This window comes from Aminipila sp. (genome assembly GCF_032051575.1).
Classification (GTDB): Bacteria; Bacillota; Clostridia; order Peptostreptococcales; family Anaerovoracaceae; genus Aminipila.
In genome coordinates, this window is record NZ_DAMBYD010000008.1 from 130,173 (window position 1) to 152,551 (window position 22,379).

The window sequence follows — 22,379 nt, forward strand, 5'->3', positions numbered from 1 at the left end:
ACTGGATAAATGAAGGTAGCAATAGTAATGGGAAGTAAATCGGACTACCCTGTAGTACAAAAGGCAGAATGTATATTGAAGGAATTTGGTGTGGAGTATGAAACAAGAATTATTTCAGCGCACAGAACACCAAGAGTTGCCGAAGAGTTTGCAAGAACTGCAGAAGAAAAAGGAATAGAAGTAATTATTGCAGCAGCAGGAAAGGCAGCACATCTTGCAGGTGTGTTAGCAGCAACGACTCCTCTTCCTGTTATAGGTATTCCAATGAAATCAAGCACTATGGACGGTCTTGACTCTCTGCTTTCGGTAGTTCAGATGCCAAAAGGTGTGCCTGTTGCCACAGTGGCCATCGATGGAGCTGAAAATTCAGCACTATTGGCCATTCAGATGTTAAGTATTAAATACCCTGAACTCAGACAGAAAATAAAGGATTATAAAATAAAAATGGAAGAAGATATTATTGCACTTGATGCAGAATTTAATAAATAGGAACTTATTAATGGAGAATTTAATAAATAGAAATTTGAGGAAAGGTAATAAGGAGGAACGAAAATGAAGAAATTAGAAATGGTATATGAAGGAAAAGCTAAGAAGGTATATAAGACGGATGATTCAAAGCTGTTTATTGTTGATTATAAAGATGATGCGACTGCATTTAATGGACTTAAGAAAGGCCAGATTGCAGGTAAAGGCGTAGTAAACAATACTATGGCAAATATTATTTTTAAAATGTTAGAAGAAAAGGGAATTCCTACACACCTGGTAGAGCAGCTAAGTGAAAGAGAAACACTAGTTAAAGCTGTAAAGATTCTTCCGCTTGAAGTAATTATCAGAAATGTATCAGCAGGTTCCTTCTCAAAGAGATACGGTGTAGAAGAAGGTATTGTTTTCAAACAGCCCGTACTTGAATTCTCTTATAAGAATGATGAATTAGGAGACCCGCTGATTAATGATGACCACATTCTGGCACTGGAATTATCAACAGCTGAGCAGCTTGCCGATGTAAAGAAGTATGCCTATGCAGTAAATGAAGCATTAAAGGGATTTTTCTTAGAAAGAGATTTAAAGCTTATTGACTTTAAGATAGAATTTGGACTATATGATGGAACTGTAATTCTTGCAGATGAAATTTCTCCTGATACTTGCAGACTTTGGGACGTAAATACAAATGAAAAAATGGACAAGGACAGATTCAGAAGAGATCTTGGAAATGTTGAAGAGACTTACCAGGAAGTATTTAACAGAGTGCAGAAATAAGCATTGTCTAAGTTCTGGCACCTGAGATTTGGGCTTTATTTAGTAGAATAGAAAATTGGAGAAGATTAATGATTGATATTAACCAAGAATTAAGAACTTTTGAAGATGAAAAGTTTCACGATGAATGTGGAGTAGTAGGGGTTTATGAGCCTGGTAATAAGCATAATGCACGTTCCGTTTATTTTGGACTACATTCATTACAGCATAGAGGACAGGAGAGTGCAGGCATTGCAGTGAATCTTGGAGGAAAAATACAGTACTATAAGGAAATGGGACTAGTACAGGAGATTTTTAACGACGAGATTATTGAAAGACTGCAGGGAGATATTGCTATTGGTCATGTAAGATATAGTACTGCAGGGGAAAGCCATGCATCTAATGCAATGCCTTTGGTTGTTTATCATAAGGGAGGGGCTTTGGCACTGGCGCATAATGGAAATTTGGTAAATGCCAGAATACTAAGAGAAGAAATGCAGGACAACGGTGTTATCTTTCAAACTTCCATAGACTCTGAAGTCATTGCAGCGCTTATTGCAAAGCATTTGAAGAACAGCAGCATCGAAGAGGCGATAACCCAGACTTTACAGGTTGTAAAGGGAGCATACGCATTAGTGATAACCTCTGGAAATAAGCTCATTGGTGTGCGTGACCCAAATGGAATCAGACCTCTTTGCATAGGAAAGACGGCCAAAGGGTTTGTGCTATCTTCAGAAAGTTGTATTTTCTCACTTTTGGGAGCACAGATGATTCGTGACGTGGAACCTGGCGAAATGGTTGTCATTGAAAACAATGAAATTAAATCCTATACTTACGCCAAGGGGTGCAGAAGAGCTTCTTGCGCTTTTGAATACGTATACTTTTCAAGACCTGACAGCGATATAGATAAAAGAAATGTCTACACTGCAAGAAATCTTTGCGGCAAAATTCTTGCAAAGGAACATCCAGTGGAAGGCGATGTAGTCATATCAGTACCTGACTCCGGGACTGTAGCGGCAATTGGATATGCAAAAGAATCTGGTATACCTTATGGAGAAGGTTTTATAAAGAACAGATATGTGGGAAGAACCTTTATTCAGCCAGATCAGAGAATGAGAGAATTGAGTGTAAAATTAAAGCTGAATGTTCTAAAGGAAAATGTTGCTGGAAAAAGAGTAATCATGATTGATGATTCTATTGTCAGAGGAACCACAAGTGCTAAAATTGTAAAAATGCTAAAGGACGCGGGGGCTAAAGAGGTACACGTGAGAGTGGCTTCACCTCCAGTAACAGATCCTTGTTTCTTTGGAATAGACACACCAGACAAAAGCAAACTAATAGCGGCTACTCATACCATTGAAGAAATTAGAAAAGGTATGGGGGCGGATTCATTAGGATATATCAGTGTGGAAGGAATGATAGAAGCAATAGGCTTAGGCAGGGAAAATGTTTGTACAGCCTGTTTTACAGGTGATTATCCCATGGAACTGCCTGAATTAGGGCTGAGATTTGAAGATTAACGGAGGAAACTATGGATACCAAACTAACTTATAAAGATGCTGGAGTGGATACTAAAGAAGGCGAAAGAGCCGTAGATTTAATGAAACCTCATGTAAAGAAAACTTTTAATGAAAATGTGCTTACAGGACTTGGTGGATTTGGAAGTTTATTTAAGCTTGACACCTCCAGCATGACTGAGCCCGTTTTAGTTTCAGGAACAGATGGTGTTGGAACAAAGTTGAAGATTGCATTTCTAATGGATAAGCATGATACAGTTGGTATTGACTGCGTGGCCATGTGTGTAAATGATGTACTTTGCCAGGGTGCAAAGCCTCTATTCTTCTTAGATTATATAGCAACTGGAAAAGTGCAAGCTGAGAAAATTGCAGAAATAGTTAAGGGAATTGCAGATGGCTGTTCTCAGAGCGGAAGCGCACTGGTAGGAGGCGAAACTGCTGAAATGCCTGATTTCTATCAGGATGGTGAGTATGATATGGCGGGTTTCTCTGTAGGCGTTGTAGACAGAAATAAAATGATTACTGGAGCCAATATTACAAAGGGGAACAAAGTTATAGGTATAGCTTCTAGCGGCATTCACAGTAACGGTTATTCACTTGTAAGGAAAGTGTTTTTTGATAAGATGCAAATGAAAGTTACCGATTATGTTGAGGAGTTAGGTATGACTTTAGGAGAAGCATTGCTAACTCCTACAAAAATATATGCAAATGCTTGTAATGCTGTTTTAAGTAAGCATCAGGCAAATGGAATTATCCACATCACTGGAGGTGGCTTCTTTGAAAATATTCCAAGGATTATTCCAAAAGGGCTTGGGGTAAAGATAAATGTTGGAACATGGGAAGTTCCTGCTATTTTCTCTTATATCAAGCAGTGTGGAAATATTGAGCAAATGGATATGTTTTCAACGTACAACATGGGCGTAGGAATGATGATGATTGTTCCTGAATCGGATGCAGAAGCAGTAATTGAAACCCTTAGAAATGCAGGAGAAACGGCTGATCTTATCGGAGAAATCATTGAGGGTGAAGGGGTAACTTTATGCTAAGGATTTCTGTATTAGTTTCCGGTGGGGGTACGAACTTACAGGCGGTTATTGACTCAATAGAAGCCGGCAGAATTAAGGGTGCAGAGATTGCATGTATTATCTCCAGCAATTCAAAAGCCTTTGCTTTAGAAAGAGGAATAAACCATGGTATTAAGACCATGGTTATTGATAAAAGCCAGTACCCTGTCATGTCACTAAGAACGAAAGCAATTATTTCAGCATTACAGATGGAAAAAACAGATTTAGTAGTGCTTGCAGGGTATATGAGTGTTCTTGAACCAGAACTGGTAAAAGCATACAAAGGAAAGATAATAAACATTCATCCATCTCTTATTCCTAAATATTGCGGCAAAGGGTTTTATGGTCATCACGTACACGAGGCGGTTATTGCTGCAGGTGAGAAGGAAAGTGGTGCTACTGTTCATTTTGTAGATGAGGGAGTTGACACTGGTCCTATAATCATACAGAGAAAGGTGCCTGTTTTAGAAGGAGATACTCCTGAGAATTTAGGTACACGAATACTTAAGGTAGAACATGAGATTTTGACAGAGGCAATAAATAAAGTTATTTTGGAACTAAATGCTGGGTTGTAAAAAATAAAGTATTATTTAATTGACATATTTGGAGGATAAAAAATGAGAGCATTAATAAGCGTTTCTGATAAAACGGGTGTAGTTGATTTTGCTAAAGCATTATCAGAACTTGGAGTTGAGATTATATCTACAGGTGGAACTCACCAGAGACTGGCTGATAACGGTATAAAAGTTATGGGGATTTCTGAAGTTACAGGTTTCCCAGAATGCTTAGATGGCAGAGTGAAGACCCTGCATCCTGCAGTTCACGGCGGTATTCTTGCTATGAGGGATAAGCCTGAACATATGAAGCAGCTTGAGGATTTACAAATAGAAACCATTGATATTGTTGCAATTAACTTATATCCATTTAAAGAGACTATTTTAAAACCAGGGGTAACTCTGGAGGAAGCCATTGAGAATATTGATATAGGTGGACCTACCATGCTCCGCTCTGCAGCTAAGAATCACAGAGATGTGGTAGTTATTTGTGACCCTGCAGATTATAAAAGGGTTATTGAGGAGCTAAAGCAAAGCAATAGCGTTTCTATGGATACAAAGTATAGATTAGCTTTAAAAGTATTTCAACATACAGCTGCTTATGATGCCATGATCTCAGATTACTTAAGAAAGCAGATTGGGGCAGAACTTCCAGATAACTTAACCTTAACTTTTGAAAAAGTTCAGGATTTAAGATATGGTGAAAACCCTCATCAAAAGGCGTGTTATTACAAAGAAATACAGAGTGCTGAAGGTGTTCTTGTCAATGCGGTTCAGCTTCACGGAAAAGAATTATCGTTTAATAATATAAATGATACACAGGGTGCGCTTGCTACTCTTAAGGAGTTTGAAGAGCCTACAGTAGTTGCAGTAAAACATGCTAATCCATGTGGGGTTGGAACAGGATTTGATATTCTTTCGGCCTATAATAAAGCTTATGAATGTGATCCTACCTCAATTTACGGGGGCATAGTTGCAGCCAATAGAACGATTGATGCAGGTACTGCAGAACAAATAAGCAAGATTTTTCTTGAGATTATTATTGCTCCTGATTTTACAGAAGAGGCTATGGAAATTTTAACTCAGAAGAAGAATATCAGGTTGTTAAAGCTTGAAGGTATTTTAAAGAAGTCAGAAGGTCAGATTGACATCAAAAAGGTTTCAGGGGGATTACTGGTTCAGGACACAGATGATATTTTGTTCGATGAAGATGAAATGAAAGTTGTAACGGATAGGATCCCTACAGAACGTGAAATAGAAGATATGAAACTTGCCATGAAAGTGGTTAAGCACATAAAATCAAACGGTATCGTAATAGCAAAGGATAACAAGACTCTTGGAATTGGACCGGGACAGGTAAACAGAATCTGGGCAGTTGAAAATGCTATCAAGCAGTCCAACTTTCCACTTCAGGATTCTGTACTCGCTTCCGATGCGTTCTTCCCATTTGATGATTGTGTAACAGCGGCAGCCGCTGCAGGAGTAACCGCAATCATTCAGCCGGGGGGGTCCGTTAGAGATGAGGAATCGATTAAGAAGGCTAATGAGTTAGGTATAGCTATGGTCTTTACTGGTGTTCGTCACTTTAAACACTAAAAAGTTATAGCGCTAAGTAAATTGGATTTATGAGAGGGATTTGTTATGAAGGTACTTATAGTAGGCGGCGGCGGTCGTGAACATGCTATTGCATGGAAGCTGACACAAAGTCCTAAAGTAAATAAAATCTATTGTGCACCTGGTAATGCAGGTATAGCAGACGTTGCAGAATGTATAGCTGTAAAAGCAGAAGATATAGATGGAATATGTAAATTTGCAAAGGAATCCGAGATAGATTTGGCTGTTATAGGACCTGAAGTCCCTTTAGCCATGGGCATTGTGGATGAACTTGAAAAAGCGGGAGTCAAGACCTTTGGACCAAATAAAAAATGTGCTCAGTTAGAAGCCAGCAAGGCATTTACTAAAGCCTTCTTGGACAGACATAACATTCCAACAGCAGGATACAAGGAGTTTACGGACAAAGAGAAACTATTGAAATCAGTCGGAATCTATGGCTATCCTATGGTAATAAAAGCTGACGGGCTTGCGGCAGGAAAAGGTGTTGTTATAGCAGAGACTGAAGCAGAAGCTGTTAAAGCCATTGAAGAAATGATGGGAGAAAAGGTATTTGGTTCTGCAGGAGACAAGATTGTAGTTGAAGAATACCTTACTGGGATTGAGGCTTCCATGCTATGCTTTGTTGATGAACATACTATCATCCCTATGGAATCTGCACAGGATTATAAGAGAATTTTCGACGGGGACAAGGGACCAAATACAGGCGGTATGGGGACTTATTCACCAAGTCTTGTTTTTAATAAAGACCTGGAAGAAAGAATCCGTACTGAAATTTTAAACCCTACGCTGGAAGGTTTCCAGAAAGATGGTCTGGATTTTAGAGGAGTGTTGTTTATTGGTCTGATGATTGGTGAGGATGGGCCAAAGGTTATAGAATTCAACAATCGTTTTGGAGATCCTGAAACTCAGTCAGTATTGCTTCGATTAGAAACCGACTTATTCGACATTTTTGATGCTGTAGTTGACAATAAATTGGCTGATGTAAACATAAAGTGGAGTGATCAGAAAGCAGTATGTGTTGTCCTTGCTTCAGGAGGATATCCAGGGGATTATGAAAAAGGGAAAATCATTCACGGGCTTAACCGAGTGGATCAGGACGTGATGGTATTTCATGCTGGAACGAAGTCAGAAGAAAGAACGGTGCATATGGGCGACAACGGCTGCGGAATCATAGCTAAAACTGAAAGTGTTGTAGTTACTGATGGAGGCAGAGTTCTAGGTGTTGCTGTTTTAGGAGACACCCATGAAGAGGCTAGAGAGAAAGCTTTTGATAATGTAAAGAAACTTAGTTTCGATGGAATGCAATATAGAAACGATATTGGGCTGATTGTAAGAAAATAAAAATTAAATAATAGCAGAACTTGAAAATGGCTGCACACTAATATTTAGTGTGCAGTTTTTGTATACAAAGAAAAATCTTAATTATTATACCCATTCCCAGTCCGTTAGCCATTTATTATAAGTTTTAGACCATAAACGTTTTTGAACTTTGTCGTCAACTGTGCGATATTTCCAAACTGTCTGCTCAGATCGAGGGGAAAGGACGTTACTTTGATCTACAGAACTTATTTTCAAACTTCCGTTGGATGTTGCATATGTATAGCTGTCTTGATCTAATACAGATATAAAGGATGTAACAACTAAACATACAAGCAAAATAACTAAAACACTTTTCAATTTCATATAGTTTCCTCCTTTTTAGGTAAAAAAATTATTTTATAGGTAGTGATAAAAATGGCTCAATGCTAATATCTTCAACGACGGCTCTATATTTACCATCTGCATATAAATCATATGAGTTGTTATGATTTAGCTTTAAATAAGCGTTTTCAGGTGTAATATCATATAGTTCAGGTTCCGTATACGATGCTTGAGTTGGTTCATAGGAAGGTTGAAGTACAAACATATAGGAGGATAAAACCAGAAATAAGGTTAAAACACAAAAAGAAACAGTAACAATATTAAAGTTTTTTTTGTACTTTTTATTTAACACTATATAGAATCTTTGATAAATCTTATTTGTATTAGTAGTACTTATTAAGGCAGATATGCCGGCTATTCGAGTAAAGTCCCGAGTGGAACCAAGATTAAGATTATTTTTAGCAACTTTTAAAAGGGTTTCCAAATACTCTGTACGTTGTATATTACTCATGTTAGAGGTGACCCTTATGTCGCATCTTACCTCTAATATATGGTTTAAGCTTTCCGATAATATGTGTACAAACGGATTCCACCAGAATACAGAACTAATAAGACATGTAATCAGTTTAATCCAAGAATCTTTATTTAAGAAATGAGTCCATTCGTGTGATAGGATATGTTTTAATTCTTTTTCTGAAAACGGGATGTCAGGTAGATAAATTGCCGGGTTGAAATACCCTGTGATGAGCGGAGTATTTATATGTTCATTTTGTATAATCTTTACTTTGCCGTGTTTCCCACTAAGGTTCATAACTTCTGTAATACAAGCAAGGATTACAGGATTATTAGTACCTTCACAGTTGCAAACGCATTTGTTTATATTCATAGACAAAATAACGTAGTTAAACAAAAAAAATACAATTCCAATTATCCATATCGCAAGAAAAATATTAAGAAGAGAAATAGGAATATTAAACCATGGCACCTGTAAAAATGAAAATGTAAAGAAGTCTATGGTATTTGTGAAAACATACTTTGAAGGGAGTACCATTGTATAGGGCAATTCGAAAAAACAAAATAATCTTAAAAAGCATACAAGTATGAAAAAAAGTAATAAAGTAATGTTAAAATTCAGTATTACCATGGTGTATTTTCGTAGTAAGGTTATTATTATAATAAATATGTTAAACCAAAAAATAGACATTATAAAAGAAAATGCTGTAATAATCATTTATCGTGTTCCCTTCTAGCTTGTAAAATCTCTTCAAGTTCTCTTAAAGTATTGTTGTCAATATCTTCATCTTCAATCAATGTAGACACAAAATTAACGATTGCAGATGATTTGGAGTGCAAATAAGATTTACTGTTTTTGAAGTGTATAACTTGATATTCTTCAGGCGTAATGGCAGCGGAAAAAGTACGGCCGTAGTTTTTCCCTGTTTTAACAAATCCGTCCACTTTAATTGCTTTCTTTTTTAATAGTTGATTAATCAATATATGGATGGAACTGGCTTTCCAGGTTCGTTCAGTAGACAGTTCTATGATTTGAGAACGTGATAATGGTTGGTTCTCTGACCATAAAAGTTCCATTATTTCCTGCTCATTTTTTGTTAGCGTGAAAGTATTTGAATTCATAAAAGAGTCTCCTTAAAAAATAATATCATATAAAATACTATAAATTATGTCACTAATAATGTCAATATATATCATATCATAAAATGATGTGTTGACAAAGCGTATTGAATAATATTATTATATAGTTATGTTAAATATAAATGTATAATTTAAAAGATTACAATAGAAGGTATACAAAAATTCAAATGCAAATCTGGAGGTGAAAATATTTACATAATTTGAGTTTTAAGGAAAAAGTAAATATATGTGAGCTTATTCAATTAGAAAGTTGGTGAAAAATGTTTAAAATAAGCACGAAAAAATTAATGGTTATAACCATATTGTGCATTTTCATTCTACTGCTTTTATGTTTGACCTTTTTTAAAGTCAATGCAGATTTATCTCAAAAATATATTGACAAAAAGATTGAAGGAAATCGCGATTTAATAAACCAATTAATCTCTGATAAAGAAAAAGAAAGAGAAGATTATAAAAATAATTTAACATTTATAACAGAGGATGAAGATAAGACTATTATACCAAAAGCAACAGGTTCAAGTATTGGTGAGCCAACAACAGATACTTTTATTATAGAGGACAAGGTTTCATTACCTCACATATTAGATAATAATGATAAAGCATATTACTTGAATTCAAAATCGAAACCTTGGTATTTAAAAAAAGGGGACACCTTAGAAATTGAAATTTATGCGGATGAAGAGTATTTTAACAGTCCGGGGGGGCTGATATTTGGGTATTGTTTGGATAAACAAGAAACATCCATTGAGAAGTTTAAAATCAATAAATATAAAAAGATTACATTTAAAGCATCAACACCGGGGGATTATAGCTTTTATTTACATTGCGTATCCTCTGATCCAATTATAATAGAAGGTGTAGTTATAAAGTAATGTTATTTAGAAAGGAAGAGTTATGAAAATTAAAAAAAATCTTATTGCTATGTTAGCCATAGTTTTAACTATCACTTGTATGCCAATGGCATCTTTTGCAGACTCTGATTCTGAAATTGAAATGCAAAAAGGTAAAATAATAATGATTCACGATGGAAAAACTACAGCGATTGATATGGGTAGTGTAATCATTTTTGATGAAAAAGGAAAGATAGTTCCAAAGACGAGAGCAGATTGGCAGTTTAATACTAGTGTAACTCTAAAAAATGGTTATGGTGCATTAATCACTGCAAAGCCTGTTTATTATTCGGCTAGTCCAATTACTATGTATGCAAGCTGTTCTGCGGGAAAAGTGACTGGACTACAAGGGGAAGGACGACTCGATGTAGACAGTAATTCTGAAATAATGGGTAAATTTAAAGCCACAAAGGGAACATGGTATGGAACACTAAATTATAATTTAGGTTGGGTGGGAAATACACTCTTATATATAAGAAATGCAAGTTCTGAAACAATTACCGTAGATTCAGTAACTTATTATTTTTAGCCTAATGAGTTATAATTGGGTTAGCTATTAATTAGATAAAAATATGGTCATTCTTCTTTGGTGTTGGGACGTAATGGCGGAATAAAGTAATACTAAAAACAAACAAAAAATAGACTAGACTTAAAAGGCGAGAATGTAAGTCAGATATGTGTTTACAGTTTCGCCTTTTTTGTGCCTTGTTTTACAATTTATGATAACTTTGAAAGAAGTTCCAAATTAGCTGGAAAGTATTTTAATGCTTTAAATCTGTTGGTTAGTGAATTAATAAGTAATCTATGATAGAATGATAACCATTGACATATAATATAGTAAACAGACGGAGGATACGACTTTATGATTATAGGAACCATGATAATAGAACTACATGCTCCATGGGTACATTCCCTAAAGGAAAAACGCATGGTTGTAAAAAGTATATGTGCAAAGGCAGGAAACAAATTTAACATATCAATAGCAGAGGTGGATAAGCAGGATATGCATCAGGCAATTGTTATAGGAATATCCTGCGTAACAGATGAAACGGCTCATGCAAACAGTATTCTGGATAATGTCCTGAACTTTGTAGAGAGTAATACTGAGGCGGAAGTAGTTTCTGTTAACCGCGAAATTTTATAATTTGTCTATACGTTTTTTACCACCTTATAACCTAGTCCACGCACAGTTTCTATGGTAAATTCGGGATATTTTTCAAATCTTTTTCTTAACCGATTGATATGGACATTTACTGTATAATCTGTCGATTCTGATTCCATACCCCATATTTCATCCATCAGTTGAATACGGGTAAATATTTTATTAGGATAAGCTAGTAATTTATATAATAAATAAAATTCCTTTTGCGGTAATGTCTGATTCTCGCCGTCTCGTGATACAGTTAAAGCGTCATAGTCTAACACAACTTCTCCAATAATAAGTTTATGGTCATTTACAATCTGTGCCCGTCGCAGCAGGGCTTTAATTCTTAGAAGCATTTCCTCTTCGTCTACGGGCTTTGTCATATAGTCATCCGTACCTACAATAAAACCCTTTTTTTTGTCAGCAGGCATTTGTTTGGCCGTTACCATTAAAATAGGTAATTGATAGCCAGAAGCCCTCAGCTCTTCTGTAAGCTCATAACCATCCATATTAGGCATCATAACATCAAGAATAATTAAATCAATATGCTCTGTATCTAAAATTCCTAATGCTTCAAGTCCGTCAGAGGCGGTAAATGTCATATAACCATTAGTTGATAAAACAGCTTTCATTAACTTCCTTGTGTTTGTATCATCTTCTACTATTAATACTCGAAACATTATTCTACCTCCTGCTACAGTACAATTTTACAATAAAATATCTTTATTACCAATCAATATTATTAAAATACTTTTTTATTATCATAAATGTAAAAGATTAATTGAAGATAAACTTTTGGAAAATTTATCTTCAGTTAATCTTTCTTTTATACAATACTACATATTGAAAGTAGTTTAGTGGGCAAGCTTTTGCTCCTTTATCTAAAAATTCTAGAAATTAAAAGGAGAAATTAAGAATGAAGAAAAAGTATGTTATGTGGATTTTATCAGCATGTATGGTATCAACAATGTTTATCCCTATACTGTCTTCGGCTGAAACAGTGGATAGTGTAAAGGCAGACAGCTTAACTACACAAAGTGCGACGACAGGAAGTGCAATAACACAAGTTGAAACAACTCAGCCAGCAATCAAGCTGGAAAAAGTAAACTTGTCTTTAGACGATGCCTATAAAAAATTGGAAGGCAGTAAGACTATGGAATTGATAAAATTACAAAAACAGACGGATCAAAGTGTGGCTAAAGGCTACAGCGAAACGGCAAGTAGTTTTAGTAAAATGGAAAAGTCAGATGCTATTATTGCTGGATATGATTCTTCCAATAAATTAGTGGCTCAAGAAAGACGTGATTTTGCAAACTTAATGCTTGAGTCCAATAATCAAGCAAGGGTAAATGCAATGAAGCAGGAGGCTTTTCAGAAGTATTTTACATTAAAGAATACAGAAACTCAGGTTGGAATTGCGAAAGAAAGTTTACAACTGAAGAAAGACTTTTTAGAGACTACTAAGCGAAAATATCAGGTTGGAACGGTATCTAAAAGTGACGTAGATAATGCTGAAAGAGCTGTAAAAGATGCTCAAACTCAGTTAGAAGCAACTCAAAACGGCTTGCAGCAATTAAGCTTAAATTTTAATTCATACTTAGGATATGATATTTCTCAGGAGGTGGTTCTGACTGACCAAATTCAGGAGATTGAATTACCAAAAACAAGTTTGACAGACGCAATTGCATCTGCTTTAAAGAATAGACTTGAAATGAAAGAAGCAGCTTACAATGCTAAAATCTCCCAATTAAATCTCAACAGCTACAAGGCGTATCCTTCCAGTTCATCTAAATACATAAGTGCTAAAACACTACTTTTAAATGCTGAAATTGCTAATCAAAATAAACCTACAGATATAGAACTGGACGTAAGAAAGAAATATGACTCCATGATGGATGCCTATAATTCGGTTCAAACAGGGAAGAGTACGTTAAAGAGTGCGGAGGATACATTGAATACGACAACTAGAAAGTATAATTTGGGAATGGTAACTATTTCTGATGTTCAGCAGGCACAGCTTGCTTTAAATAATGCAAAACTAAATCAGGCAAATGCATTGCTTTCTTTTAAGCTTGCAGTAGAGACTTATAACTTATCCATGGGAGTTGGGACGGTAGCAGCAAATTTATAGAACAAAAAATATGATTGTAAAGCGATTTCCGCAAGTAAAATCAAGCAATGCTATTTTCATTACGTTATAATTCTTATAGGGTGATTGAAACGAGGTGAACAGACGAATGTACGAGTGGCACAAGAAAATTCAAATAATGGTTGATGAAATTGACGAGTGTATCAGACATCATCACGATGAAGCACTGACGCTACGGGTTCTTTCTCACAAGCTGGGTTATTCTGAATTTCATACTACCAGAAAATTTAAGGAAATATCGGGTATACAGTTTAGAGATTATTTGCGACTTAGAAAGTTAGCCTTTGCGCTAAAAGAGGTTCGGGATAGTGAAAAAAGCATTTTGGATATTGCTTTTGATTATGGTTTTTCATCACATGAAGCTTTTACCAGAGCTTTCAAGGGGTCATATGGTATAACTCCAAGTGAATATCGAAAAAAGCCTAAGCCTGTGGTCCTTCGTACAAAAATGAACCCTTTCGACCGCTACTTTTTAGGACTTGGAGAGATTGGCATGATGAAATCTACAGAGGATATTAAAATTTATTTTGTAACCATTCCCGCACACAAATTTTTGCACATTAAAAACTATGAGAGTAATGGTTATTGGGATTTTTGGCAAAAGCAAAGTTTTATTCCGGGACAGGACTGCGAAACAATTTGTGGCTTACTTGATAGTATCAAGGGCAAATTGGATGATGATGGTGGGAGTGAACCTAACAGCGGCAACGGTCAGATTATGGCATACAATAATGACCCGGACGGCAGACTCTGCGATTGGGGTATTCCCCGTACAGAGTGTTATGGTGTACGCCTTCCTTTTGATTATAAAGGCGAAGTACCATCACAAATGCTAATGATTGATGTTCCCGAAGCCGAGTATATTGTTTTTGAACATGGACCATTCAATTATGAGCAGGAAAATCGTAGTGTGGAGGAAAAGATGGAAAAGGCAATGGCAACTTTTGATTTTGCAGGCACCGGCTACTGCTTTGATACTTCCCCAGGCAGAATAATTTACTTTTCATTTAATCCGGAGCGGTTTTGGAAGTATATCAGACCGGTGCGGAAGTAGGCGCTGCTAAAGCTAATCTTCATTACTACGAAAGTGTGGGCAACCTCGCCGTTATTGGCTTGGCTGCCCACTTTCTATTCTCACCATCCTTGTTCAAGTATCGGCTATCCTTAAAGAGGAAGCGTTACCGTAAACACGGTGCCAACTCCAGCTTCACTTTCTATTATAATTTTGCCACCATGAAGTTTAACAATTTTATTTACAATAGCCAGGCCTAAACCATTACCCTCTGTTGAATGAGATTGATCACCTTGATAGAACTTGTCAAAAATATGTTTTTGCTTTTCCTCATCTATGCCATAGCCATTATCCATAACTTTGAAAATAATCTCCTTCTCGCATGTTTTAAGTTTGATTTTGATTTTTCCATTCCCAGGAGAAAACTTAATTGCATTGTCGATCAGATTAATCCATATTTGATTTAATAAATCTTCATTGCCAATATAAGAAATATCATCTAAATCTATAATTAGTTCTAGTTTTTTATCAGACCATTTAGATTCAAGCATTAATACGCTTCGACGAATTTGTTCTGATAAATCAAATTCTGATTTTGAAGAAATAATATTTAGATTTTCTATAGCCGTAAGCGTTAAAACATTAGTAGCAAGTTCGGATAAACGGTCGGATTCACTAATAATAATATCTAAGTATTCATTCCGTTCTTCTTCTGTTAAATTGGAATTTTTTAAAATCTTAGCAAATCCCCGGAGTGAAACAATGGGCGTTTTAAATTCATGAGAAAAATTGTTTACAAAATCAGAACGAAGCATTTCTAAGCTGCCCAGCTCTTCTACCATACGATTAAAGCTTTTTGCAAATACATTAAACTCTTCAATTGAAGAGATGGGAAGTCTGACAGTAAAGTCACCATTGGCGACTTTATTAAAAGCCTTTACTATGTTACGGATAGGCTTTAATGGAATTCTGCTTAACATTGCTGTTAATGTAGTGCCTACAATGGTACTACTTATTATGAGGACTATAATTGGTCCTAATATGCTTGGTTCAGATAGTTTATTTAAAAGACCGTGTTTAAACATAAAAAATATAGTAAAACCTACAATGGTCATGGTCAATAACAGTACTATAAAAACATGAAGTGACAGGACCAATGCCAGGGCCTTTTTGCCTATGTTAAAAAAAATCTTTGATCTCAGCCGCATCAAACGGTTTTCCATTCTATACACCATCCTTTAACTTTAAATTAAGACTATTTTAGCATAGCTTTATTACACCAATGTAAACAAAATTAAATGAACAATAAAATAATTATTAAAATTTACCATTTTGTTTATATTCAGTTTCTAATTATACTTTATTGTTGTATATGTGGCAGATCCAAGACCATTATTTGTAATAAAGTTTACCCGCTAAAATACAAAGCCCAATTTCGTTATAAGTTTTGGCTGCCACTCTAATAAACAAAAACTATGGAAAAAGAAAACGCAAATGTAATAATGAAGGGAGTATATATGAAAGGTAAATTAAAAGGCAAGATGAAAATAATAATTATTGCCGTAGTAATAATTGTGCTTGCTATAGCAATTGCGCCTAGAATACTTGAGGGAAGGCAGTCAACATATGAAGAAGCTACACCGCCAACAGTGGAGGTTGTAAAACCTAAGACAGGCAATATAGAACTCACAAGTTCTCTTATAGGAACGGTAGAACCTTCTAAGGTGGAGGAAGTTTACCCAGAGATATCAGGAGAAGTGACTAGTGTAAAGGTTAAAGCCGGTCAGACTGTTGCAGCAGGACAGGTGATATGCACTATTGAAAATAAACAGTTAGAATCAACGAGAATTAGTATGCAGACCCAGCAGGTAACCTTATCAGATGCAAAGACTGCCATGGAAAGAGCACAAGCACTTTATGCAAGTGGAGATATTTCTACTCAAAGTTATGAAGACGCTAAAAATGCATTATCAAGGGCACAATTATCCTATGAATCAGCGGTAAATGATTATAATAACCAGTCAGGTTACAGCACAATTACAGCTTCAACCAGTGGCTTGCTGGAATCATGTGATGTAGAGGTTTATGATAATGTTGGCCCACAGACAAAGCTTTGTGTTATATCAGGTGGCAGTGAAAAAGTTGTATCTTTTGATGCGACTGAAAGAATTATAAAAAAGATGCAGATTGGAGATAAGCTGGTATTAGAGAAGAGTGGCACTAAATATGAAGGGACTATCAGCGAAATCAGTACTATGGTAGATCAAGCTTCTGGTTTATTTAAAGTAAAAGCAACTCTTGATTCCAAGGCTCCTTTAGCAACAGGAACGTCAGCAAAGGTTTATGTGACATCAGATAAAGTAGAAAATGTAATGACTATACCTGCAGATGCTGTTTATTATGAAAATGGCAAGGCACTTGTTTATACATATGAGAAAGAAAAGGCACATAAAGTCTTTATTGAAGCTGGAATATCCGACGATAAAAATATAGAAGTTATTTCGGGTTTGAGTAATTCTGACAAGGTTATATCAACATGGAGTTCGGAACTTTATGAGGGGGCATCTGTAAATGGGGTTAACTAAATTTGTATTGAAAAGGCCTGTAACCGCAGTATTATGTGTACTTTGTCTGGTTGTATTCGGATTATCTTCAGTAGCCAGCAGCACTTTAGAGCAAATCCCTGAAATGAATATGCCCATTATGATTGTAAACACTGTTTATGCAGGAGCAAGTCCTGAAGATATAGATGAGCTGGTCACTCAGCCTATAGAAGATGCGGTTAATACTTTAAGTGGATTAGATAGTGTAACCTCTACTTCTAATGAAAATAGCTCTATTGTTATGATTCAGTACGAATATAGTACGGATATTGATGAGGCTTATATAGATTTAAAGAAAAAAATAGACGGGCTTACAGATGAACTGCCGGATGATGCAGGAACTCCTAATATTATGGAGCTTAACATCAATGATTCGCCGGTAGTAACCATGTCTGTAAGTAATAAAGCTCAAACTAATCTTTATGACTATGTAGATAAGAAAATTGTCCCTGAATTTGAAAAAATCAGCTCTGTAGCCAGTGTTGATGTTTCTGGAGGGCAGGGTTCATATATAAAAATTGAACTTAATTCAGAGAAATTAAATCAATTTGGAATTAAAATGAGTGATATATCTCAGGCAATTGCAAATGGGGATTTTTCATATCCAGCAGGAAGTACTAAGACTGGAGACATGAAATATTCTGTTACTACTGGTGCTGATTACGATGATTTGGAAAGTTTGAATGAGATTCCTATTAATGTACCAAACGGTAGTGTAGTGCAACTACAGGATGTAGCTACAGTTTATGAGGCATTGGATGATCAAAGCAGTATCAGCCGATATAATGGTGAAGATACGATTTCTGTATCCATTAAGAAACAGCAGAGCAACAGTGCAGTAGAAGTTTCTAATTCAGTAATGAAGGTAGTTGAGCAACTGGAAAATGCCGATAAAAATCTTGATATCATAGTGGTAAGTGATACAAAAGATGATATTATGAGTTCGTTGACTTCAGTACTTGAAACTTTAATTATGGCTGTTGTGGTTTCAATGTTTATTATATACCTTTTCTTTGGTGATATAAAAGCTTCAATGATAGTAGGAAGTTCAATTCCGGTTTCTATATTTGTTGCTTTGATTATGATGAATCGATTAGGCTTTTCATTAAATGTCATAACCATGGGAGCTCTGGTGCTTGGGGTTGGTATGATGGTAGATAACTCAATAGTAGTGCTGGAAAGCTGCTTTAGATCTATCACTTCAATTCCTGATGATGAGTATGATTCAGGGTATATAGATGCGGCCAACAAAGGGAGCTTGTTAAGCAGAAGTTATAAATCTGCAGCTATTGATGGAACAAAAACAGTAATGATGTCAATTCTTGGATCAACAGCTACAACTTGTGTTGTATTCCTTCCACTGGCATTTTTAGAAGGCATGACAGGTCAAATGTTTAAACCATTAGGGTTCACTATAGTATTTTGTATGTTAGCCTCATTCCTTTCTGCGGTTACTATAGTACCACTTTGTTATTACATGTACAGACCACAGGAAAAATTAAAAGCACCTGCTCAAAGACCAATTAGGATACTGCAGGCAAAATACAGAAGGATTATGAAAGCTATTTTGCCAAAACGTAAAACAGTAATGCTTGTATCTATATCACTTTTATTAATTGCATTTGTATTGGCTTCACAGTTAGGTATGGAATTGATGAGCACAACTGATGATGGATCAATTTCTGTATCGATAGAGACGAGACCAGGTCTAAGTATAGAAAATGTAGATAAAATATTAAAGCAAGCTGAAAAAGTAGTGGCGAAAGATAAAAATGTAGAATCATATATGGTTACATATGGAGGTGGAGGACTTTCCTTAGAAGGAACTTCAAAAGCAACCTTAAAAGCATATATAAAGGATAATGTTAAAGATCTGGAAGCTGTGAAGAATTCATGGAAAGCGCCTATGAATGCTATCAAGAATTGTAACATTACTTTAGAAGTAGGTTCCTCTATGTCAGGTATGAAAATGAGTGAAGGATATGAATTGATCATAAAAAGTACACAATATGATGACGTAAAACAGGCTTCAGACAAAATTGTTAAAGAACTGATGAAAAGATCAGAAGTGACAAAAGTTCATTCAAGTTTAGAAAACGCTGCACCAGTAGTGAAAATATCGGTAGACTCTGTACAGGCTAAAGCTGAAGGACTATCGCCAATACAGATTGGACAGTCCGTAAACAATATGTTAAGTGGAGTAAAAGCTACCAGTATGAAAGTTAACGGGGAAGATACAGATGTAAAAGTTGAGTTTGCAGAGGGTGAATATGATACCCTTGATAAGGTTCAGGGCATTGTACTTTCGGATGGAAAAGGCGGTGCCGTGGCTTTATCGGATGTAGCGGATATCCATTATCAGGACAGTCCTAGTTCAATCTCAAGGGAAGACAAACAGTATAAGGTAACTATAAGTGCAGATTATACAGATAAAGCAGGTAAAGATACTAAGATGATTCTTGATAAAGAAGTTGCCCAAAAATATATGACAGGAACTGTTTCTATGGGATTAAACTCTGTAAATAAGTCAATGAATAAAGAGTTTGCATCTTTAGGTACAGCTATAGCAACTGCAATATTCCTTATTTTTGTAGTAATGGCAGCTCAATTTGAATCCCCAAGATTTTCATTTATGGTTATGACCACCATCCCATTCGCATTAATAGGATCGTTCTTACTGCTGTTCCTATTTAATGTACCTATAAGTATGGTTTCTCTACTAGGGTTCTTGATGCTAGTGGGAACAGTAGTAAATAATGGAATACTATATGTGGACACAGTGAACCAGTATAGAGCAGAAATGCCTCTTGAAAAAGCACTTATAGAGGCAGCTGTAACGCGTATGAGACCAATTTTTATGACTACATTGACGACTATCGTATCTATGATGCCAATGGCTATGGCTATTGGTGACGGCGGGCAAATGATGCAGGGCCTAGCACTGGTAAATGTTGGGGGGCTAATAGCATCAACCATATTGTCTCTAATTATGCTGCCAGTATACTATTCAATCATGTATAGGAAAAAAGCGCGTAAACAAGATATTATTCGTGAACAGGATATGAAGGTAGGCATATAGAGGGCAATGTTTAAATATACAAGGAAAATTTAAGGATAAATAAAAAACTGCTAGGAAACTAGCAGTTTTTTAAGTATTCAATTTCTTTAGGTGCAAGTTTGCGGTAATGGCCTACCATCAGTCTGCCTAAATACAGTTCTCCGATTGCAATTCTTTCAAGTTCCTGAACTTTGTTGCCCACTGCGGCAAACATTTTTCTCACCTGTCGGTTTTTTCCTTCATAAATCTGAATTTCCACGATAGCAGAGCGGTCACCTTGTTTGATAACTTTGACATTTGCTTTTGAAGTAACAAAACCTCCAATATCAACACCATTTTTAAGTTTTGCAATCCTTTCGTTCGAAAGTACTCCAGATACTCTGGCACGATAAGTCTTATAAATGTGATGTTTAGGATGGGTTAGTTTATAGGCCATATCTCCGTCATTTGTCATAAGCAGCATACCAGAAGTATTATAATCCAGTCTGCCTATAGCAAAAAGTCTGGCATCCACATCAGAAACTAAGTCCTGAACCGTAAGACGGCCTTTTTCATCTTCCGAAGTGGTGATGTATCCAAGAGGCTTATTTAGCATAATGTAAACTGGCTTTTGTTTTAGAGTATCTATTTTTCGGCCATTTACTTCAACTACGTCACCATCCTTCACATCATATCCAAGTTCTTTGACTACTAATCCATTTATTTTAACGTTTCCGTTGGCAGTAAATTCGTCTGCCTTACGTCTGCTGGCCAAACCAGCCTGCGCAATGTATTTATTCAATCTCATGATATAAATTCTCCTACCTATTAGTATGGATGTAGTATATCAAAAAAATACACAAAAGTCCATCTATATGCTTATATGCTATCTGGTAGTTTCGCAATTTCTTCAATAGCTTCCTCTTTATAGGATGGCAGAATGGAGGCAATGACGGTGCCTATGATAATCAGTATTGCGCCTAATATTCCCTTTACAGATAATGTTTCCCCTAAAAGAGGGTAAGAAGCTATAGCAGTAAAAATGGGTTCCATACAAAAGGACAGGGATACAAAAACTGCAGAGACTTGTTTTAATGCATGATTCTGCAGCATATAGGCTATGCAGGTGCACCCTAAAGCTAAATAAATAAGCGTTCCCCAGCCTGAGGCTGGAATACTAAATAAAATAGTTGAGTCTTCAAAAAATAAAGCAAAAACTAATGAAATAAGCGCAGTAAGGCCCGCTTGTGCGGTGGAAAGAGCCATAGGACCTATGCTGCAGACGTACTTTGAGCTATATGTTAAAGTAACAGCCAATGATACAGAGCTAAGTAGTGCAAAGAACTCACCCATGCCAAATTGAAATCGACCGCTGTTTCCACAAAGAAAATACATTCCTACCACTACAATTGCAATAGCGCCGACGACATGAATATTCGTTTTTTTCTTAAGGACCACAGCAGACAAGAATGGAGTAAATACTACGGATAAAGCCATTAGAAAGCCGGAAATGTTAGCTGCAGTAGCTAGTAACGATAAAGTTGAAAAAATAAAAGATACAGCATTAAAAAGACAGATAATAAATAACCCTGGCAGGCTTTCTTTTGTAATATCTTTTATTATTTTTTTCCTGAATAACAGGATGAATACCAAAAAAGCAAGAGTAAATCGTATAGTAAGAGAATAAAAGGGAGTGACTGAGTTTAGGCAGATTTTCGTGATGGGGTTGCCTATTCCCCATATAAGACATTGTAATAGGATAAAACTTTTATACATATATAATTTTTGATTATTTTTCATAATAATTACCACCTTGTTTAATTTCAAAAAATAAAAAAGCTATCGGCTTATACTCCGATAGCAAATATTTGAAATCACAAGACGCAATCTTCTCTGCCAAAAGAGCACAAGCAAATTACGCAGTTATCCCCTTACGAAAATAAGAGTATAACTGCTTGGCTCTGTAGTGATATTTATTGTTCAAAATGTGCATTATAGATAACATCAAAAACTTTCTCCTTATTTGATTTACCATCCATTGTACCTATTGTAAACGAATATGTCAAATGAAATTATTTATTTACAGTACATTCTAGTGATAGCACCCAATAAAAGCAGGTTCTTGAATATCATTATTAGCCTGGCTGCAACCGCTAATAGTGTATAAATTATAAGCGCTTAATTCTTCTTTTGTAAAATTTTTTTCTAATACAACTTTCTTTGGGTTTTCTTTCATAACAGTTAACATAATTTTAATCCTCCTGTTTT

22 protein-coding genes are annotated in these 22,379 nt (G+C 35.8%); 14 read left to right on the forward strand and 8 right to left on the reverse strand.

The window, feature by feature from the left end; translation table 11 throughout:
• Nucleotides 1–9 precede the first annotated feature (9 nt).
• The 7 genes from purE (at nucleotide 10) to purD (ending at nucleotide 7,323) form a co-directional block, all read left to right on the forward strand.
• A complete protein-coding gene (purE, locus tag RTW14_RS12360) occupies nucleotides 10–489 on the forward strand; it encodes a 5-(carboxyamino)imidazole ribonucleotide mutase (RefSeq protein ID WP_312651821.1) in 480 nt (159 codons plus the stop codon).
• Nucleotides 490–552: 63 nt separating this feature from the next.
• Nucleotides 553–1,257: a phosphoribosylaminoimidazolesuccinocarboxamide synthase gene (gene purC / locus RTW14_RS12365; RefSeq protein ID WP_312651823.1), complete on the forward strand. Its 705-nt coding sequence runs from the start codon at nucleotides 553–555 to the stop codon at nucleotides 1,255–1,257.
• Between the two features lie 68 nt (nucleotides 1,258–1,325).
• Nucleotides 1,326–2,753, forward strand: coding sequence for an amidophosphoribosyltransferase (purF, locus tag RTW14_RS12370; protein ID WP_312651825.1), 1,428 nt, complete (start codon nucleotides 1,326–1,328; stop codon nucleotides 2,751–2,753).
• Nucleotides 2,754–2,764: 11 nt separating this feature from the next.
• Nucleotides 2,765–3,796, forward strand: a complete 1,032-nt coding sequence (purM, locus tag RTW14_RS12375; RefSeq protein WP_312651826.1) for a phosphoribosylformylglycinamidine cyclo-ligase — start codon at nucleotides 2,765–2,767, stop codon at nucleotides 3,794–3,796.
• Complete coding sequence (purN, locus tag RTW14_RS12380; RefSeq protein ID WP_312651828.1) at nucleotides 3,790–4,389, forward strand: phosphoribosylglycinamide formyltransferase; 600 nt, start codon at nucleotides 3,790–3,792, stop codon at nucleotides 4,387–4,389. Before purM ends, purN begins: the two co-directional genes overlap by 7 nt.
• Before the next feature lie 42 nt (nucleotides 4,390–4,431).
• A complete protein-coding gene (gene purH, locus RTW14_RS12385) occupies nucleotides 4,432–5,964 on the forward strand; it encodes a bifunctional phosphoribosylaminoimidazolecarboxamide formyltransferase/IMP cyclohydrolase (RefSeq protein ID WP_312651830.1) in 1,533 nt (510 codons plus the stop codon).
• Nucleotides 5,965–6,009: 45 nt separating this feature from the next.
• Entirely contained in the window at nucleotides 6,010–7,323 is a 1,314-nt protein-coding gene (gene purD, locus RTW14_RS12390) for a phosphoribosylamine--glycine ligase (RefSeq protein ID WP_312651832.1), read from the forward strand.
• Between the two features lie 84 nt (nucleotides 7,324–7,407).
• Here the strand turns inward: purD and RTW14_RS12395 are convergent, their stop codons facing one another.
• Genes RTW14_RS12395 through RTW14_RS12405 form a run of 3 tightly spaced genes read right to left on the reverse strand, consistent with a single transcriptional unit; the run spans nucleotide 7,408 to nucleotide 9,258 of the window.
• Nucleotides 7,408–7,665 (reverse strand): hypothetical protein, encoded by a 258-nt coding sequence (locus tag RTW14_RS12395; protein WP_312651834.1) that lies wholly within the window; start codon nucleotides 7,663–7,665, stop codon nucleotides 7,408–7,410.
• 28 nt (nucleotides 7,666–7,693) lie between these two features.
• Nucleotides 7,694–8,854 (reverse strand): M56 family metallopeptidase, encoded by a 1,161-nt coding sequence (locus tag RTW14_RS12400; protein ID WP_312651836.1) that lies wholly within the window; start codon nucleotides 8,852–8,854, stop codon nucleotides 7,694–7,696.
• On the reverse strand, nucleotides 8,851–9,258 hold the full coding sequence (locus RTW14_RS12405) for a BlaI/MecI/CopY family transcriptional regulator (protein WP_312651838.1): 408 nt from the start codon (nucleotides 9,256–9,258) through the stop codon (nucleotides 8,851–8,853). The genes RTW14_RS12400 and RTW14_RS12405 overlap by 4 nt, the downstream gene beginning before the upstream one ends.
• A gap of 278 nt (nucleotides 9,259–9,536) precedes the next feature.
• On the opposite strand from RTW14_RS12405, the gene RTW14_RS12410 reads away from it, so the two are divergent.
• The 3 genes from RTW14_RS12410 to RTW14_RS12420 all read left to right on the forward strand — a co-directional run bounded on the left by RTW14_RS12410 (nucleotide 9,537) and on the right by RTW14_RS12420 (nucleotide 11,310).
• Nucleotides 9,537–10,148 (forward strand): hypothetical protein, encoded by a 612-nt coding sequence (locus tag RTW14_RS12410; protein WP_312651840.1) that lies wholly within the window; start codon nucleotides 9,537–9,539, stop codon nucleotides 10,146–10,148.
• 22 nt (nucleotides 10,149–10,170) lie between these two features.
• Nucleotides 10,171–10,695: a hypothetical protein gene (locus RTW14_RS12415; protein WP_312651842.1), complete on the forward strand. Its 525-nt coding sequence runs from the start codon at nucleotides 10,171–10,173 to the stop codon at nucleotides 10,693–10,695.
• Nucleotides 10,696–11,028: 333 nt separating this feature from the next.
• Nucleotides 11,029–11,310: a DUF503 domain-containing protein gene (locus RTW14_RS12420; protein ID WP_312651844.1), complete on the forward strand. Its 282-nt coding sequence runs from the start codon at nucleotides 11,029–11,031 to the stop codon at nucleotides 11,308–11,310.
• A 5-nt stretch (nucleotides 11,311–11,315) separates the two neighbouring features.
• Here RTW14_RS12420 and RTW14_RS12425 read toward each other — a convergent pair whose 3' ends face one another.
• Entirely contained in the window at nucleotides 11,316–11,990 is a 675-nt protein-coding gene (locus RTW14_RS12425) for a response regulator transcription factor (RefSeq protein WP_312651846.1), read from the reverse strand.
• A gap of 236 nt (nucleotides 11,991–12,226) precedes the next feature.
• On the opposite strand from RTW14_RS12425, the gene RTW14_RS12430 reads away from it, so the two are divergent.
• Both RTW14_RS12430 and RTW14_RS12435 read left to right on the forward strand, forming a co-directional pair.
• On the forward strand, nucleotides 12,227–13,441 hold the full coding sequence (locus tag RTW14_RS12430; protein ID WP_312651848.1) for a TolC family protein: 1,215 nt from the start codon (nucleotides 12,227–12,229) through the stop codon (nucleotides 13,439–13,441).
• A gap of 106 nt (nucleotides 13,442–13,547) precedes the next feature.
• Nucleotides 13,548–14,513, forward strand: coding sequence for a helix-turn-helix transcriptional regulator (locus tag RTW14_RS12435; protein WP_312651850.1), 966 nt, complete (start codon nucleotides 13,548–13,550; stop codon nucleotides 14,511–14,513).
• Nucleotides 14,514–14,623: 110 nt separating this feature from the next.
• Here RTW14_RS12435 and RTW14_RS12440 read toward each other — a convergent pair whose 3' ends face one another.
• Nucleotides 14,624–15,694, reverse strand: coding sequence for a sensor histidine kinase (locus RTW14_RS12440; protein ID WP_331654444.1), 1,071 nt, complete (start codon nucleotides 15,692–15,694; stop codon nucleotides 14,624–14,626).
• Nucleotides 15,695–15,988: 294 nt separating this feature from the next.
• Here RTW14_RS12440 and RTW14_RS12445 point away from each other — a divergent pair, with 294 nt between their 5' ends.
• Nucleotides 15,989–17,056 carry an efflux RND transporter periplasmic adaptor subunit gene (locus tag RTW14_RS12445; RefSeq protein WP_312651852.1) on the forward strand — a complete coding sequence of 356 codons (1,068 nt, stop codon included), beginning with the start codon at nucleotides 15,989–15,991 and terminating at the stop codon, nucleotides 17,054–17,056.
• Nucleotides 17,043–20,153 carry an efflux RND transporter permease subunit gene (locus tag RTW14_RS12450; RefSeq protein ID WP_312651854.1) on the forward strand — a complete coding sequence of 1,037 codons (3,111 nt, stop codon included), beginning with the start codon at nucleotides 17,043–17,045 and terminating at the stop codon, nucleotides 20,151–20,153. Before RTW14_RS12445 ends, RTW14_RS12450 begins: the two co-directional genes overlap by 14 nt.
• A gap of 58 nt (nucleotides 20,154–20,211) precedes the next feature.
• Here RTW14_RS12450 and RTW14_RS12455 read toward each other — a convergent pair whose 3' ends face one another.
• The 3 genes from RTW14_RS12455 to RTW14_RS12465 all read right to left on the reverse strand — a co-directional run bounded on the left by RTW14_RS12455 (nucleotide 20,212) and on the right by RTW14_RS12465 (nucleotide 22,359).
• On the reverse strand, nucleotides 20,212–20,919 hold the full coding sequence (locus RTW14_RS12455; protein ID WP_312651856.1) for a pseudouridine synthase: 708 nt from the start codon (nucleotides 20,917–20,919) through the stop codon (nucleotides 20,212–20,214).
• Nucleotides 20,920–20,990: 71 nt separating this feature from the next.
• Nucleotides 20,991–21,911 (reverse strand): DMT family transporter, encoded by a 921-nt coding sequence (locus RTW14_RS12460; RefSeq protein ID WP_312651858.1) that lies wholly within the window; start codon nucleotides 21,909–21,911, stop codon nucleotides 20,991–20,993.
• A gap of 292 nt (nucleotides 21,912–22,203) precedes the next feature.
• Nucleotides 22,204–22,359 (reverse strand): hypothetical protein, encoded by a 156-nt coding sequence (locus tag RTW14_RS12465; RefSeq protein WP_312651860.1) that lies wholly within the window; start codon nucleotides 22,357–22,359, stop codon nucleotides 22,204–22,206.
• Nucleotides 22,360–22,379: the final 20 nt, after the last annotated feature.

Excerpts from the sequence above, each read along its gene's own strand:
- purE (WP_312651821.1), top strand. The coding sequence starts at position 10 with ATGAAGGTAGCAATAGTAATGGGAAGTAAATCGGACTACCCTGTAGTA.
- purC (WP_312651823.1), top strand. The coding sequence starts at position 553 with ATGAAGAAATTAGAAATGGTATATGAAGGAAAAGCTAAGAAGGTATAT.
- purF (WP_312651825.1), top strand. The coding sequence starts at position 1,326 with ATGATTGATATTAACCAAGAATTAAGAACTTTTGAAGATGAAAAGTTT.
- purM (WP_312651826.1), top strand. The coding sequence starts at position 2,765 with ATGGATACCAAACTAACTTATAAAGATGCTGGAGTGGATACTAAAGAA.
- purN (WP_312651828.1), top strand. The coding sequence starts at position 3,790 with ATGCTAAGGATTTCTGTATTAGTTTCCGGTGGGGGTACGAACTTACAG.
- purH (WP_312651830.1), top strand. The coding sequence starts at position 4,432 with ATGAGAGCATTAATAAGCGTTTCTGATAAAACGGGTGTAGTTGATTTT.
- purD (WP_312651832.1), top strand. The coding sequence starts at position 6,010 with ATGAAGGTACTTATAGTAGGCGGCGGCGGTCGTGAACATGCTATTGCA.
- RTW14_RS12395 (WP_312651834.1), bottom strand. The coding sequence starts at position 7,665 with ATGAAATTGAAAAGTGTTTTAGTTATTTTGCTTGTATGTTTAGTTGTT.
- RTW14_RS12400 (WP_312651836.1), bottom strand. The coding sequence starts at position 8,854 with ATGATTATTACAGCATTTTCTTTTATAATGTCTATTTTTTGGTTTAAC.
- RTW14_RS12405 (WP_312651838.1), bottom strand. The coding sequence starts at position 9,258 with ATGAATTCAAATACTTTCACGCTAACAAAAAATGAGCAGGAAATAATG.
- RTW14_RS12410 (WP_312651840.1), top strand. The coding sequence starts at position 9,537 with ATGTTTAAAATAAGCACGAAAAAATTAATGGTTATAACCATATTGTGC.
- RTW14_RS12415 (WP_312651842.1), top strand. The coding sequence starts at position 10,171 with ATGAAAATTAAAAAAAATCTTATTGCTATGTTAGCCATAGTTTTAACT.
- RTW14_RS12420 (WP_312651844.1), top strand. The coding sequence starts at position 11,029 with ATGATTATAGGAACCATGATAATAGAACTACATGCTCCATGGGTACAT.
- RTW14_RS12425 (WP_312651846.1), bottom strand. The coding sequence starts at position 11,990 with ATGTTTCGAGTATTAATAGTAGAAGATGATACAAACACAAGGAAGTTA.
- RTW14_RS12430 (WP_312651848.1), top strand. The coding sequence starts at position 12,227 with ATGAAGAAAAAGTATGTTATGTGGATTTTATCAGCATGTATGGTATCA.
- RTW14_RS12435 (WP_312651850.1), top strand. The coding sequence starts at position 13,548 with ATGTACGAGTGGCACAAGAAAATTCAAATAATGGTTGATGAAATTGAC.
- RTW14_RS12440 (WP_331654444.1), bottom strand. The coding sequence starts at position 15,694 with ATGGAAAACCGTTTGATGCGGCTGAGATCAAAGATTTTTTTTAACATA.
- RTW14_RS12445 (WP_312651852.1), top strand. The coding sequence starts at position 15,989 with ATGAAAGGTAAATTAAAAGGCAAGATGAAAATAATAATTATTGCCGTA.
- RTW14_RS12450 (WP_312651854.1), top strand. The coding sequence starts at position 17,043 with ATGGGGTTAACTAAATTTGTATTGAAAAGGCCTGTAACCGCAGTATTA.
- RTW14_RS12455 (WP_312651856.1), bottom strand. The coding sequence starts at position 20,919 with ATGAGATTGAATAAATACATTGCGCAGGCTGGTTTGGCCAGCAGACGT.
- RTW14_RS12460 (WP_312651858.1), bottom strand. The coding sequence starts at position 21,911 with ATGAAAAATAATCAAAAATTATATATGTATAAAAGTTTTATCCTATTA.
- RTW14_RS12465 (WP_312651860.1), bottom strand. The coding sequence starts at position 22,359 with ATGTTAACTGTTATGAAAGAAAACCCAAAGAAAGTTGTATTAGAAAAA.